The organism is Mesorhizobium sp. CO1-1-7 (assembly GCF_020164885.1).
Taxonomy (GTDB): Bacteria; Pseudomonadota; Alphaproteobacteria; order Rhizobiales; family Rhizobiaceae; genus Mesorhizobium; species Mesorhizobium australicum.
Window position 1 is genome coordinate 63,004 of record NZ_JAIUHA010000010.1, and the last position, 13,732, is coordinate 76,735.

Sequence of the window (13,732 nt, forward strand, 5' to 3'; positions counted from 1 at the left end):
ATGGACACACTGACCCGCATGCGCGCCTTCATCGACGTCGTCGAGGCCGAAGGCTTTTCGGCGGCGGCGCGCAAGATCGGCCGCTCCAAGGCGCTGCTGTCGAAATATGTGCGCGAGCTGGAGGACGAGCTCGGCGCTCTGCTGCTGAACCGCACCACGCGCCAGTTCTCGATGACCGAGGCCGGCCACACCTACTACCGCCGCGCCTCGGAAATCGTGCGCGAGGTCGATAGCCTGGCCGACGCCGTGCGCGAGTCCTCCGGCGACGTGCGCGGCCGCATCAAGCTGTCGGCGCCGCGCACCTTCGCCGACGCGCCGATCGGCCAGTCGCTGATCGACTTCGCCAAGCAGTATCCCGACATCGTGCTCGACATCCAGCTCGACGACCGCTTTGTCGATCTGGTCGAGGAAGGCTTCGACCTTGCCGTGCGCATCTCGCGGCTGGAGAACTCGTCGCTGATCGCCAGGCGGCTGGCGCCGTTTTCGATCAAGCTCTGCGGCTCTCCAGAACTGATCGCCAAGCATGGCATGCCGACGCGACCGCAGGATCTCAGCCACATGCCCTGCATCGTCGACACCAATGGCCGCGGACTGAACAACTGGCCCTTCAAGGGCGACAATGGCGATCCGGTGAGCATCGCCGTCTCCGGCCCGATCGAGGTCAACAGCCCGATGGCGGCGCGCGCCGCGGCCTTGTCGGGGCTTGGATTTTGCATCCTGCCGGATTTCATCGCCGCCCCAGACCTCAAGAGCGGCCAATTGGTGGCGGTGCTCGACGACCGCATCCTGTCGGGCGGAGGCATCTTCGCCGTCTATCCGCATCGCCGTTACCTTCCGGCGAAGGTGCGCGTTTTCGTCGATTTCCTGGTGCAGTGGTTCAGGACGCGCGAGAGCGCCTGACCTGCCCCAGCAGCCCGGATACCGCACGCTTTTGAGCTCTCCTGCATGCGTGGCTCTATCCAAAGCCTCGCGCACTTTTGGGTGACATGCGCCCGCAGTCCCAATTTCGCCCCCTTTCTGGTAACCTTCGACCACGCTCTCGAAAGCCAAGGGAATCGCGACCGCGAATGCATCTGAAACGGCACGCAATCATGCTGGCCTCGGCCTTGGCGGCGATCTTTGCCGCGACAGGACCGGCCGAGGTGCATCCGCACGTCTTCGCCGAGGCGCGCCTCGACGTGGTCCTGTCCCCGGATCACCAAAGTGTGAAAGCGTTGCGTCATCTGTGGCGCTTCGACGATCTGTTTTCGAGCACGGTGATGATGGAGTTCGACAAGAACTCCGACCTGAAGCTTGACGACAAGGAGCTGAAGGAGGTCGCCGACACCGTCCATGCCTCGCTGGCCGAGTTCAATTATTTCCAGCTCGTCACGCAGGACGGCAAGGACGTGGCGATGACGCCGCCGCCGCATCTGATGGCCAATTTCGACAACGACCAGTTGATCATCCTGTTTGAATCCGAACCGAAGGCGCCGATCAAGCTGTCCGGCACGATCGACATCGGCGTCTACGATCCGACCTTCTACACGGCGATCGACTTCACCGAGGATTCCAACATCACCGTCGAGGGCCTGCCGTCGAACTGCACGAGCAAGGTCGTCCGGCCGGACCCGGACGAAGCGATCAAGGAAAACCAGAAGACCCTGACGGATGCCTTCTTCAACGATCCGACAGGCACCGACATGAGCAAGATCTTTGCCACCAAACTCGAACTGACCTGTCAGCCAGAAGGATAGATCCGGTGAACCCGATCGGGAACTGTTCGAAACCGTCCCTGCGTTTGGCAGTCGGCCTGTTGGCCCTTGCCTTTGCCATGATGCATTTCGCCAATGCCGCGCACGCCCAGAGTTCGCTCGGCATCGGCGTCAATGACGGCATGGCACCCACCACCGGTCCGTTCGCCCATATCCTGATGTGGATCAATCTGAGGCAGCAGGAATTCTACCGCGCGCTGGCGACCGCCATGAAGGCAATGCGCCAGGACAACAGCAAGATCTGGATACTCATCGGCCTGTCCTTCGCCTATGGCATTTTCCACGCCGCCGGCCCCGGCCACGGCAAGGCGGTGATCTCGTCTTATATGGTGGCCAACGAAGTGGCGCTGAAGCGCGGCATCCTATTGTCCTTCGTCTCGGCGCTGCTGCAGGGCCTGACGGCGATCCTGGTGATGCTGCTGGCCTATTTCGTCCTGCGCGGCACCACCATCTCGATGACCGATGCGGCCTGGTTCATGGAGATCATGAGCTTTGCCCTGGTCACCCTCTTTGGCGCCTGGCTTTTGTGGCGCAAGCTCGGCCCAGCCGTCCTGCGCCTGTTTGGCAAGGGCCCGGCCTACAGCCTGTCGGCGGCTCACGCCGGTCATTCCCATGCCGGCCATTCGCATGGCGCTCACCACCATGCGGCGCACGCTCATTCCCACGCACTGCACGGGCATGGCGATCACGACCATGGGCATGGCCATTCGCACGATCATCACGACCATGGCGCGCATAATCATGCGCATCACGACCACGCCAGCGGCGAGGTCTGCGACACCTGTGGCCACTCGCATGCACCCGATCCGGCGCTGCTGTCGGGCGACCGATTCGATTGGCGCACCGCCTGGTCGGCGGTGGCCGCCGTCGGCATCCGCCCTTGCTCCGGTGCGTTGATCGTTCTCAGCTTCGCGCTGCTCAACGGGCTCTGGCTCGGCGGCCTGCTGTCGGTGCTGGCAATGTCGTTCGGAACCGCGATGACCGTCTCGGCCCTGGCCACACTGGCGGTGACCGCCAAGAACTGGGCGGTGTATTTCGCCGGCGACGGCCGCATGGGCAACCGCATCCACTCGATCGTCGAGATCGGCGGCGCGGCCTTCGTCTTCCTGTTCGGACTGCTGCTGCTGTCCGCGAGCCTGACGGGCAGCGTTTAGACCCTACCATTCCGTTGGAATGGGATAGGCACCGTGCGCTACTGACCGGGAATCTTGCCGCCCAGCTCATCCTCGATATGCGCGCGGATGATCTCGTCAAAACTCTTTTCGGCACTGAAGCCAAGTTCCCTTGACCGCCGCGCCTCGAAGCGGGTCGGCCAGCCCTTGACGATTGCCCAGATCGTCTCGTCGGGCACCTCGCGGATCAGGCTTGTCGCCTGCGATCCAGCCACCCGTTCCAGCGCCTCGATCTGCTCGCCAACGGTGACGGCGACACCCGGCATCGTCAGGTTGCGGCGCGGCCCCACGGCTGCGCCCTCGATCTCCGCGCCATGGATCAGGAAACTCACCGCCGAGCGCGGGCTGGCATGGGTGTGCACGACCGAGCGCGGCACCGGCAGGATCGCCTCCTGCCCGCTCAAGGGTTCACGAATGATACCGGAGAAGAAGCCGGACGCCGCCTTGTTGGGCTTGCCGGGCCGCACGCAGATCGTCGGCAGCCGGATGCCGATGCCGTCGAAGAAGCCGCGCCTGGAATAGTCTGCCAGCAGCGCTTCGCTCATTTGCTTCTGCGTGCCGTAGGAGGTCAGCGGCGTCGGGTGGAATTCGTCCGGTATGACATCCGGGAACGGCGCGCCGAAAACGGCGATTGACGACGTGAAGACGACGCGCGGCGCAAACCCTGCCAGGCGGATGGCGTCGAACAGCGCACGCGTGCCGTCGAGGTTGACGCGGTAGCCGAGGTCGAAATTCGCTTCCGCCTCACCCGACACGATGCCGGCGAGGTGGAAGACGACATCGGGGCGCGACACAACCAGGCTTTCCGCGGCGCCTGCTTCGGCAAGGTCCCCCGTGTGCAGCGCGACGCTGACGCCGTCCATGGCTGGCGCCTGCGGCGGCACGATGTCGTGCAGGTCGAGCGCGGTGATCTTCTCGCCGCGCAGCGTGCCGTCCTTGGCCAGCCGGGCGATGAGCTTGCGGCCGACCATGCCCGCGGCGCCGGTGATCAAAATGCGCATGTCCGATATCCCTTACTTCCGATTTTTGCGCTGGGTGCGCGCGCGCAACCAGAACACCAGGAAAAACGCCAGCACGAAGACGGTGCCGAAGATACCCGCCAGCACGGTCGAATAACTGCCGAGTGCCAACATCACGGTCGGCAGGTAGAAAGCGGTAATGCCGAACAGAAGCATGATCCAGACCGCCGCAATGGCCGCATTGCGCGTGTCACGGTCCATCATGCCGCACCGGAACGGCGGTCGTTCATCGAGCTGAGTTGCAAAGCTGGAGGACTCCTGAGGCAGGTCCGATCAATGGTCATCGATCGATCCTAGTGATAGTGGCCGTGATGCGCGGCCGCATCGTGCTCATGCTCGTGATGATGGTCGTCGCCATCGTCGGCGCACCGGCCGAATTCCGGTTCCACGGTGGCATGGCTGATGCCGTGCTCGCTGGCAAGCCGCTTCTTGATGGCGCTGACCGCCTGATGGGCATCGACGCCCTCGTTGAGGCAGGCATGCAGCGTCGCCATGCTGCTCGACCCGTCGAGCGACCAGATGTGCATATGGTGCACCTCGCGCACGCCCTGGACCGTTGCCTGAATGTCCCCGGCGATCAGGTCGCGATCGAGGCTCGGCGGCACGCCTTCGAGCAGGACGTGGGCGGCGGCGCGCATCAGCGACCACGCGGTGGACAGGATCAGCAGCGAGACCAGCACGGACAGGATCGGGTCGATCGGCGTCCAGCCGGTCGCCAGGATGACCAGCGCCGCGACGATCGCGGCTGCCGAGCCGAGCAGGTCGCCGAGCACATGCAGGATGGCGCCGCGCATGTTGAGGTTGTCTCGATCGCCGCCATGCAGCACCAGGAAGGAGCCGATATTGACCAGCAGGCCGAGGATCGCCACCACCAGCATCGGCCCGCCCAGCACCGGCGCCGGTGTCAGCAGGCGATCCCACGCTTCGTAGACGATCCACAGCGCGATGACGAAAATGGCGATGCCATTGGTGTAGGCCACCAGCGTCTTGACGCGGCCGAAGCCGTAGGTGAGCTGGCCGGTTGCCGGCCGGCCCGCCAGATGGAAGGCATACCAAGCCAGGCCGAGCGCAATGGCGTCGGCGAGCATGTGGCCGGCATCGGCCAGCAGCGCCAGCGACCCGGTAAACAGGCCGCCTAGCGCCTCGGCCACCATGAAGCCGGCGGTCAGGCAGGCCGCGATCAGCACGCGCTTCTTGTCCGTCGAGCCGTGCACATGGCCACCGCCGTGATCGTGCCCGCTGTGATCGTGGATATGCGCCAAATGGCAAACTCCCGTTAGGCGCCGAATTCCGCGCGAAAATCCTCGAGCCGGCGGTTCTGCTGGCCATTGGCGTCGAAGTTGGCCGGATCGAGCCAGGCTCCATAAGCCTTGCGCAAAGCCGGCCATTCCTTGTCGATGGTCGAATACCACGCGGTGTCGCGGTTTTCACCCTTGACGATGAGATGCTGGCGGAAAATACCCTCGAACTTGAAGCCGAACCGTTCCGCCGCGCGCTTCGACGGCTCGTTACGGTTGTTGCACTTCCATTCGTAGCGGCGATAGCCGAGCTCGTCGAAGATGTATTTCATGAACAGGAACTGCGCTTCCGTCGCCGCCGGCTTGCGCGAGATGAGCGGTCCCCAGTAGATGTTGCCGATCTCGATGACGCCATAGGTCGGATCGATGCGCATCAGCGTCTGGCGGCCGGCGACCTTGCCGCTTGCCTTGTCGACAATGGCGAAGAATAGTGGATCCTCGCTCGCCTCCACCTTGTCCAGCCAGGGCTGGAAGGCGGCGCGGGTTTCCGGCGGATAGTCGGGCAGCCACGCGAAGCGGCCGTCGACGTCGGCCACGGACGACGCTTCATAGAGGCCGTCGCCATGTGTTGCGGCACTCAATGGCTCGAGCCTGACATAGCGGCCCTCTAGAACCTTGCGCTCCGGGCGCGGGCGCGGCTGCCAGTCTTTGAGATTTTCCGACACCGAAAACTCCAATCCGTTTGACTTTTGCGGGCGGACGCTCACAAAAACGCTCGCCAACAGTAAGAACCACAGGGACGGGAAAAATGCTCCACACGATTTCGGCCTTCGACCGTCTTGGCGAGGAAAACGCTTTTGCCGTGCTGGCCCGGGCAACGGCGCTGGCGAGCCAGGGCCGCGACATCGTCAATCTCGGCATCGGCCAGCCCGACTTCAAGACGCCGCAGCACATCGTCGAGGCGGCGATCAAGGCGCTGCGTGACGGCCACCATGGCTACACGCCGGCCAATGGCCTGCTGGCGACCCGCGAGGCGGTGGTGCGGCGCACGCTGACGACCACCGGCGTCGAGGTCTCGCCGGAGGCGGTGATGATCCTGCCCGGCGGCAAGCCGACCATGTTCGCCGCCATCCTGATGTTCGGCGAGCCCGGCGCCGAGATCCTCTATCCCGACCCCGGCTTTCCCATCTACCGCTCGATGATCGAGTTCACCGGTGCAACCCCCATTCCCGTGCCGATGCGCGAGGAGAACGGCTTCGCCTTCTCGGCCGAAGAGACGCTGGGGCTGATCACGCCGAAGACCAGGCTCTTGATCCTCAACTCGCCGGCCAACCCGACCGGCGGCGTCACCCCGCGCGCCGAGATCGAGAAGCTGGTCAAGGGGCTTGAGAAGCATCCAGACGTGGCCATTCTCTCCGACGAAATCTACGATGTCATGACTTATGACGGCGAGACGCATTGCTCGCTGCTTGGCTTTCCCGAGATCCGTGACCGGCTGATCGTGCTCAACGGCTGGTCCAAGACCTGGGCGATGACCGGCTGGCGCATGGGCTGGTCGATCTGGCCGAACGGCGACAAGGGCGCCCACCTCTACGACAAGGTGCGCAAGCTGGCGGTCAATTGCTGGTCCTGCGTCAACGCACCAAGCCAGTTCGCCGGCATCGCGGCGATCGACGGCCCGCAGGATGACGTCGACACTATGATGCGCGCCTTCGACAACCGCCGGAAAATCGTGGTCGAGGGCCTGAATGCCCTGCCAAACATCTCCTGCATCACGCCCAAGGGCGCGTTCTATGCCTTCCCCAATGTCTCGAAGACCGGCTGGAAGGCCAAGAAACTCGCCTCGGCCCTGCTCGACGAGGCTGGTGTGGCGCTGATCGGCGGCCCCGATTTCGGCATTCTCGGCGAAGGCTATGTCAGGCTCTCCTACGCCAATTCCGAGGAAAACATTTTGCGCGCGCTGGACAGGATCGGAACGTTCCTGGCCAAGTGAGCATCAGCGTCGCCGCGCGAGCCGGATAGCTTGCCACCGCATTCCATGACGGTGTCATGAGCCGTCCGGAGGCGCGTAGCCAAGGCTGTGCGGGCATACCGAAAACGGCTACGAATTCCCGTATCAGGACCAATGGGGGAATCTCGCATGTTCTATGCAATCCTTGCCTATCACGTGGAAGATGCGATCGAGGTGCTGACGCCGCAGGAAGATGCGGCGCTGATGGCCGAGTTGCTCAAGATCAACACCAGGCTTCATGCGGAAGGCACGCTTGGGCCGTCGGCGCGTCTGGGAACGACACGGGATGCCTGCACCTTGCGCGGCCCGGGCGACGGTATGATCATCGATGGGCCCTTCGCCGAGACCAAGGAACAGTTGCTCGGCCTCTATGTCGTCGACTGCGTCACCAGGGACGACGCCATCGCGATCGCCCGCGATCTTCGTCGTGTCAATCCGACCGCCGTTTACGAGATCAGGCCCATTCTACTCTTCAAGCCCGGCGTGCCGCTGGCGGAAAAATGAGGCCCGGGCGAAAGCGCTGCCGGCACGCGCTGCTCACCCACGCCCCACGAACGGCATCTTGGTCGCCATCACGGTCATGAACAGCACGTTGGCGCCGAGCGGCAGGCTGGCCATGTGCACGACCGCGTCGGCGACGCGTTGGACATCCATCACCGCTTCGGCTGATATCGAGCCATTGGCCTGCGGCACGCCGACGGTCATCGGCTGCGCCATGTCGGTCAATGCATTGCCGATGTCGATCTGTCCGCAGGCGATGTCATAGGGGCGGCCATCGAGCGCCAGCGTCTTGGTCAGCCCGGTGATGGCGTGCTTGGTCGCCGTATAGGGCACCGAGCCCGGGCGCGGCGCATAGGCCGACACCGAACCATTGTTGATGATGCGGCCGCCCATCGGCTTCTGCTTGCGCATGGCGCCGAAGGCCGCGCGCGCGCACAAGAAAGATCCGGTGAGGTTGACGCCGACGATATCGTTCCAGACCTCGACCGGGATCTCGTCGATCGGCGTCGACTTGTAGCCCATGCCTGCATTGTTGAAGAGCAGATCGACCCGCCCGAAAGCCTCCGCCACGGTCTCGAACAGATCGTCGACCTCACCGGCTTTGCTGATGTCGCAGGCAACCGCCAATGCCTTGGCCTCGGTCGGCCCGATCTCGGCGATCGCGGCATCCAGCACCGGCTTGCGGCGCCCGCAGAACACCGTATTCCAGCCGGCCTTGAGCAATGCCGTGGCTACGCTCTTGCCGATCCCGGTGCCGGCCCCGGTGACGATGGCGGTCTTTTGCTCGGTCATGGCTGATGTCCTCCGGCAGCGATGTGCGTGCTCGCCTGATCTACAAATTTGGTTCGGGTGGAGAAGGCATCGCAAATGATGGCAGCGATGGCAAGCGCGGCCACTGGGACATGGCCTCGAAAAGTGAACCCATTTATTTGGAGGGCAGCCGGCGAGGACGGACAAAAAGGGCGGTCATTGGCGACCGCCCTGATCTGAACCGGGCTTGGGAGGAGGAAAAGCCGATCCGACTGTGTAGAATCATGCGCTTCCTGAGTTAACGAAAGGTTAACGCCTCCACGGCCTGTGTGCCAATCCGGGTTACCACTGCGGATTGGGTGGCGTACCCTCGGCCGTGGGCACTTTCGCCGCCGAAACCGTCGCCTCGACATGGTCGATCAGCGAGTCCGGCAGGCCGAGACGCCCGGCAAGCAGGTCGAGGTAACCGCGCTCGGCGCGCGTGTTGGGATCGATGGTAAGGCGCGACGCCGTATAGAGTTCGAGCTTCTGCGCGTCGGTCTTGGCGCCGGCCACCAGCGTGTCGAGGTCGAGCGGCCTCTCCAGCTCCGCCATCAGGAATTTTTCCGCATCGGTGCCGATCCCGGCGAGGCTGAGCTTGCCGGCGATCTTCCGGCGCTCTTCGTCGTCGACATGGCCGTCGGCCTTGGCCGCCGAGATCATCGCCCGCACCAGGGTCAGCGTGAACTCATCCTCGCCTTGCGGCGCCTGCGACGGGTGGAAGGCGGTGTCCTTGGGCGGCGGCAGCAATTCCGGCTCGCCAGCCGCGGGCGCCTGTTCCGGTGCGTTGCCGGCCTTGTAGTTCTGGTAGGCCTTGTAGGCGAGACCACCGATGGCGGCCAGTCCGCCGAGCTTCACCGCGGCACCCGTCACCTGCCGGCCGGCGCCGGTCCCAAGCAGCACGGCGGCTAGCGCACCGGCGGCCAGCGGATTGTCCTTGGCCATCTGCACCGCCTGGCCAGCCTTGTCGCGGACCGTGCCGCTGGCACCGGGAACTTGCGAGCCGAGCAGATCGTCAAGAAGCTTCTTGGGATCGAACATCGATGCCTCCAGGATTTGCCCAGCCGAACGGGCAGGTTTCGAACGCCGAAGAGGTAGGTCCCGAAGCTTGACATTGCAATGACAGTGCCCCGGTTTGCCCGGCCCCGGCGCCCTCGATCAGGACCCGATGTGCGGTCCCCTGCCCCGCGCTTGCGCGAGCTCGACCTGTCGCTGCCGCTCCGCGTAGCGCTTCCGGTCTTCGTCCGAGCGGGCGTCAAAACAATGCGGGCAAGAAACGCCGGCGGCATATCGAGGCGAAGCCAGCTCGCTTGCCGTCAGCGGATGGCGACAGGCACGGCAAAGCTCCGCATCACCCTCGGTGAGGCCGTGCGACACCGAAACCCGCTCGTCGAAGACGAAGCACTCGCCTTGCCACAGGCTCTGCTCCGCTGGAACCTCCTCAAGGTATTTGAGGATGCCCCCCTTGAGGTGGAACACGTCCTCGAAGCCGAGTGACTTCACATAGGCGGTCGCCTTTTCGCAGCGAATGCCGCCGGTGCAGAACATCGCCACCTTGCGTCCTTCGAGATCCGCCCGATGCGCTTCCACCCAGGCCGGGAATTCGCGAAAGCTCGCCGTCGCCGGGTCGACGGCGCCCTTGAAGCTGCCGATCGAGACCTCATAGGCGTTGCGCGTATCGATGACGATCGTGTCGGCTTGCGAGATCAGCGCATTCCAGTCGCCCGCCTCCACATAGGTGCCCGCACTTGCCGCCGGGTCGATGGTCTCGACGCCCATGGTGACGATCTCGCGCTTCAGCCGCACCTTCATGCGATGGAAGGGCATGGCCGCGGCACTGCTGTACTTGACCTCGAGACCCGACAGGCCGTCGATCGCTTCGATGTGTTCGATCAGCGCGGCGATCGCTTCGTCGCTGCCGGCGACGGTGCCGTTGATGCCCTCATGCGCCAGGAGCAGCGTGCCCTTGATGCCGCGCCCGCAGCAGAAGGCCGCAAGCGGCGCGCGCAACGCCTCGAAAGCATCGAGCCGGGCAAAACGGTAGAGCGCGGCGACGCGGGCTGGCTGGGATGGCGCGGGCAGTGTTGTCATTGCCAGAGCAACTAGACGCTAGTAGAAGCCGATTCAAGTGAAACGGGTTCGATCCGTCTGTCATGGCTCTGTCGGGAAAGAACCTTTAAGCTGAGTGGCCACGCGTGACATCGCGCCGCGATGGGTTCCGTGGACAGGGCAATACCGGTCTGCTAATCGGTTGAAATCCCCTCGATACGCCGCCGACAAGGAGAGACCGAATGCCCAGCAAGACCGAGAACCTCCTGTCGCTCCTCAATGGCCAGCCGGTCATTCCGGTGTTGAAGATCGCCAACGTTGCCGATGCGGTGCCGCTGGCCCGTGCCCTGGCGCGTGGCGGTTTGCCGGCGATCGAGATCACGCTGAGGACCGCGGATGCGCTCGAAGCGATCCGTCGCGTGGCGGGCGAAGTCGAGGAAGCCATCGTCGGCGCCGGCACCATTCTGGATGCCAGCCAGTTCGACGAAGCGGCCGCGGCCGGTTCGCGCTTCATCGTCAGCCCCGGCATCACCCGCGAGCTTCTGGCTGCCGCCTCCGACAGCGAGGTTCCGCTGCTGCCCGGCGCCATCACGCCCGGCGAGATCATGGCCGCGCGCGAAGCCGGCCTGCGCTTCCTGAAATTCTTCCCGGCCGAACAGTCCGGCGGCATCGCTTCGCTCAAGGCTTTTGCCTCGCCGCTGGCGGACGTCAAGTTCTGCCCGACCGGCGGCATCACCGGCAAGAACGCGGCCGATTATCTCAGCCTGTCCAATGTCATCTGCGTCGGCGGCTCATGGGTGGCGCCCGACGACATGGTCAAGGCCGGCAAGTGGGATCAGATCGAAGCGCTCGCACGCGCTGCCAGCGAACTCGGGAAATAGCGTCTTTCCGCACGGCATGAAAAACCCGGCCGACGAGCGTCGACCGGGCCTTTTTGACTGGCTAGTCCAGACTGCGATCAGTTGCAGACCTTGACCGTCTCCGTCACCTTGTGATGGTGCCGCCAGTGCGTCACCACCCTGGTGCGGCAGTGCTTCTTCATCATGTGCATATGATTGTCGGTCTTGACGACAACGGTCTCCGCCTGTGATGGCGCGATCGCGGCCGATGCTGCCGCCAGCGCCATAACTGATGCCAGTAGAATCTTTTTCATGAATATCCTCGGGTTGGAGCGTACCCACACTAAACCGGAAATGAGTGGGCCGTTCCCGCTTCACGAGAAGTTCAGCCGCGCGTGATCCTCAGGGATCGGAGACCGCATGCATCGCACCCTGGGACAGCAAGAAGCCGCGCGGATCGCCCGGCGCGGCCTCGGCATACTGCGGCCTGTTCGTTACTTCGTCTGGAAGCGGGCGACAGACAGGAACTTGACGGCGTTGCCGGTAAAGCGATTGGCGTCGGCCACCTGATTGTCCTGCTGGAAGCCGGCCGTATAGACCTCGCTCGGCGGCGTATGCACGATGTTGTAGGCGTAACCCGGCGCAGTCGTCGCACTCGAAACGGTGGCGACGTTCTCGCCGCTGGTCAGTGCCCAGCGGGCGGCCTGCGGCGCTGCGGCAACCACTACGGCCCTGGGGCCAGGCTTCTGATCGCGGGCGGTGGCCCTGGCCTCCTTGCGGGTCGTCTTCACACCGGCGCCGATCGCGGCGGCCGGATCCGAACCGGCCGGCCGGCCGGCAACAGCCTGGCGCGGCGATGCCGCATCGACGCCGGACGGATCGTTGAAGGCTGAACGCGGTTCCACGGCCAGCGAGGCGAGCTGATATTCGTCGGCCGTGCCGGCCTTGGCATTGGCCTCGTCGAGCACGGCCTTGACGGCATCCGGCTTGGCCGGCTCGGGACGCGCCGTCGGCAGCACGGAGAACGCATCCGTCGCGGTCTTGCCCTGGTCAGCCGTTTCGGCCAGCGCCATCAGCACGTCCTTGCTGGGCGGCGGCGCGAGATCCGCCGGCAGCGTGCGTTCGGGACGCCATGTCGGCAAGGGGATATTGTTGACCGCGACCTGCGCCGGATCGGCTGCCGCTGCCAGCGCCGGATCGGCCTTGCCGAAAGGCATGTTCGCCGGCGCCTGCGCGGTCGCCACGGCCTGTTCCGTGGTGGTCGTCGCATCCGCCGTGGCGAAGGGAACGTTTTCAGGCGTCTGTGCGCCGACATCGGCCTTCGGCCGAGGCGCGAAATCGGGCAGCGGGATTTCCTTGGCCGGCAGCGCCGCGATGATTGTCTCCGGCGTGTCCTTCTCCGGTTCCGGAGCCTGCTCGTCGGCAATCTGCGGAATGTCGGCGCGCTGGGCATTCTCGGGGGCCACGATGGCAATGCCAGGCAGGTTGCCGCTCTTGGCTGTCGCGGCCGGCTTCAGATTTCTAGCCTTGGGCGCGGGTGCGGCCGAAGCGGTCTCGACGTCTGCGCTGTCGTCGGCCTCGTCATCGCCACCGCCGCCGAAGAAGGCAGCGAGGAACCCGCCGGATTTCTTGCCGCTGCCGCCGGCGCTGGCCACTTCGATATTCGGTGTGCCCGAACCCTTGCGCGACTTGTAGGAGGCCAGCGCCTGTTCATAGCCGGGCAGCGGCCGGCCATCGCTCGGCACATGCAGCGTCTTGCCATTGGGGAACAGGCTGACCAGTTCCTGGCGGCTGATGCCGGGCCAGTGGCGCACATTGCCGACATCCATGTGGACGAATGGCGAACCGGAGGTCGGGTAATAGCCGACGCCACCGCCCTGCATCTTGAGGCCGATGTTGCGCAGCTTCTTCAGCGGTACGCCGGGAATGTAGAAATCCATCGCCTTGCCAAGCATATGCTGGCTCTTCTCGGCGACACCGCGGCTGCGGCTGCGCAGCATCGAATTGGTGGACGGCGAACGGTAGCCGCAGACGACCTGGATATAATCGGTGGCGCCACTTTCCCGATACGCCTCCCAGACCAGATCCAGCAGACGCGGGTCCATTTTGGTCGGCTCGTTGCGACGCCAGTCGCGCAAAATGATGTTGATCTTCCTCAGGCCTTCGGGAACGTAGCGGCCATTGCGCTTGTAGACGATCTCCGCCTTCTCATGCGTGTGAAGATGGTAGAGCTTCAGCGAACGAACTTCGGCCTGGGCGCCCGTGGCGGCCGCGGCAACAAAACCAAATGCGACAATCACCGCCGCCAACCATCTCGGCCAGACGCTCAAATGATAGTGCCGCCCGTTTGTGAGTCGTTC

15 protein-coding genes are annotated in these 13,732 nt (G+C 64.4%); 6 read left to right on the forward strand and 9 right to left on the reverse strand.

Annotated features, from left to right (window positions below; translation table 11 throughout):
- From LB516_RS21910 to LB516_RS21920, 3 genes are all read left to right on the forward strand, one after another.
- Positions 1–900: a LysR family transcriptional regulator gene (locus LB516_RS21910; RefSeq protein ID WP_127275856.1), complete on the forward strand. Its 900-nt coding sequence runs from the start codon at positions 1–3 to the stop codon at positions 898–900.
- A gap of 167 nt (positions 901–1,067) precedes the next feature.
- The gene (locus LB516_RS21915; RefSeq protein ID WP_140619413.1) at positions 1,068–1,736 is read left to right on the forward strand and encodes a DUF1007 family protein; all 669 of its coding nucleotides are present in this window, start codon (positions 1,068–1,070) and stop codon (positions 1,734–1,736) included.
- A gap of 77 nt (positions 1,737–1,813) precedes the next feature.
- Positions 1,814–2,908 (forward strand): nickel/cobalt transporter, encoded by a 1,095-nt coding sequence (locus tag LB516_RS21920; protein WP_224720443.1) that lies wholly within the window; start codon positions 1,814–1,816, stop codon positions 2,906–2,908.
- Between the two features lie 38 nt (positions 2,909–2,946).
- Here LB516_RS21920 and denD read toward each other — a convergent pair whose 3' ends face one another.
- The 4 genes from denD to LB516_RS21940 all read right to left on the reverse strand — a co-directional run bounded on the left by denD (position 2,947) and on the right by LB516_RS21940 (position 5,908).
- Positions 2,947–3,927, reverse strand: a complete 981-nt coding sequence (gene denD / locus LB516_RS21925; RefSeq protein ID WP_015315871.1) for a D-erythronate dehydrogenase — start codon at positions 3,925–3,927, stop codon at positions 2,947–2,949.
- Between the two features lie 12 nt (positions 3,928–3,939).
- The gene (locus tag LB516_RS21930; protein ID WP_140661799.1) at positions 3,940–4,149 is read right to left on the reverse strand and encodes a hypothetical protein; all 210 of its coding nucleotides are present in this window, start codon (positions 4,147–4,149) and stop codon (positions 3,940–3,942) included.
- Positions 4,150–4,238: 89 nt separating this feature from the next.
- Complete coding sequence (locus LB516_RS21935; protein ID WP_140823131.1) at positions 4,239–5,207, reverse strand: cation diffusion facilitator family transporter; 969 nt, start codon at positions 5,205–5,207, stop codon at positions 4,239–4,241.
- 14 nt (positions 5,208–5,221) lie between these two features.
- Positions 5,222–5,908 (reverse strand): GNAT family N-acetyltransferase, encoded by a 687-nt coding sequence (locus tag LB516_RS21940; protein WP_224720355.1) that lies wholly within the window; start codon positions 5,906–5,908, stop codon positions 5,222–5,224.
- Positions 5,909–5,991: 83 nt separating this feature from the next.
- Here LB516_RS21940 and LB516_RS21945 point away from each other — a divergent pair, with 83 nt between their 5' ends.
- Together LB516_RS21945 and LB516_RS21950 are read left to right on the forward strand one after the other, a co-directional pair.
- Positions 5,992–7,176 (forward strand): pyridoxal phosphate-dependent aminotransferase, encoded by a 1,185-nt coding sequence (locus LB516_RS21945; protein ID WP_140661796.1) that lies wholly within the window; start codon positions 5,992–5,994, stop codon positions 7,174–7,176.
- Positions 7,177–7,323: 147 nt separating this feature from the next.
- Positions 7,324–7,698: a YciI family protein gene (locus tag LB516_RS21950; RefSeq protein ID WP_224720356.1), complete on the forward strand. Its 375-nt coding sequence runs from the start codon at positions 7,324–7,326 to the stop codon at positions 7,696–7,698.
- A gap of 33 nt (positions 7,699–7,731) precedes the next feature.
- On the opposite strand, the gene LB516_RS21955 is transcribed toward LB516_RS21950, so the two are convergent.
- The 3 genes from LB516_RS21955 to LB516_RS21965 form a co-directional block, all read right to left on the reverse strand.
- The gene (locus LB516_RS21955) at positions 7,732–8,487 is read right to left on the reverse strand and encodes an SDR family oxidoreductase (protein ID WP_224720357.1); all 756 of its coding nucleotides are present in this window, start codon (positions 8,485–8,487) and stop codon (positions 7,732–7,734) included.
- Positions 8,488–8,787: 300 nt separating this feature from the next.
- On the reverse strand, positions 8,788–9,525 hold the full coding sequence (locus tag LB516_RS21960; RefSeq protein ID WP_140619403.1) for a tellurite resistance TerB family protein: 738 nt from the start codon (positions 9,523–9,525) through the stop codon (positions 8,788–8,790).
- 117 nt (positions 9,526–9,642) lie between these two features.
- Positions 9,643–10,575, reverse strand: coding sequence for a rhodanese-related sulfurtransferase (locus LB516_RS21965; RefSeq protein ID WP_015315859.1), 933 nt, complete (start codon positions 10,573–10,575; stop codon positions 9,643–9,645).
- A gap of 200 nt (positions 10,576–10,775) precedes the next feature.
- Between LB516_RS21965 and LB516_RS21970 the strand changes: the two genes are divergently transcribed.
- The gene (locus tag LB516_RS21970; RefSeq protein WP_140661795.1) at positions 10,776–11,414 is read left to right on the forward strand and encodes a 2-dehydro-3-deoxy-phosphogluconate aldolase; all 639 of its coding nucleotides are present in this window, start codon (positions 10,776–10,778) and stop codon (positions 11,412–11,414) included.
- Positions 11,415–11,491: 77 nt separating this feature from the next.
- Here LB516_RS21970 and LB516_RS21975 read toward each other — a convergent pair whose 3' ends face one another.
- Both LB516_RS21975 and LB516_RS21980 read right to left on the reverse strand, forming a co-directional pair.
- The gene (locus LB516_RS21975) at positions 11,492–11,686 is read right to left on the reverse strand and encodes a hypothetical protein (RefSeq protein WP_140721389.1); all 195 of its coding nucleotides are present in this window, start codon (positions 11,684–11,686) and stop codon (positions 11,492–11,494) included.
- A 180-nt stretch (positions 11,687–11,866) separates the two neighbouring features.
- Positions 11,867–13,702: a DUF882 domain-containing protein gene (locus LB516_RS21980; protein WP_263485724.1), complete on the reverse strand. Its 1,836-nt coding sequence runs from the start codon at positions 13,700–13,702 to the stop codon at positions 11,867–11,869.
- Positions 13,703–13,732 lie beyond the last annotated feature (30 nt).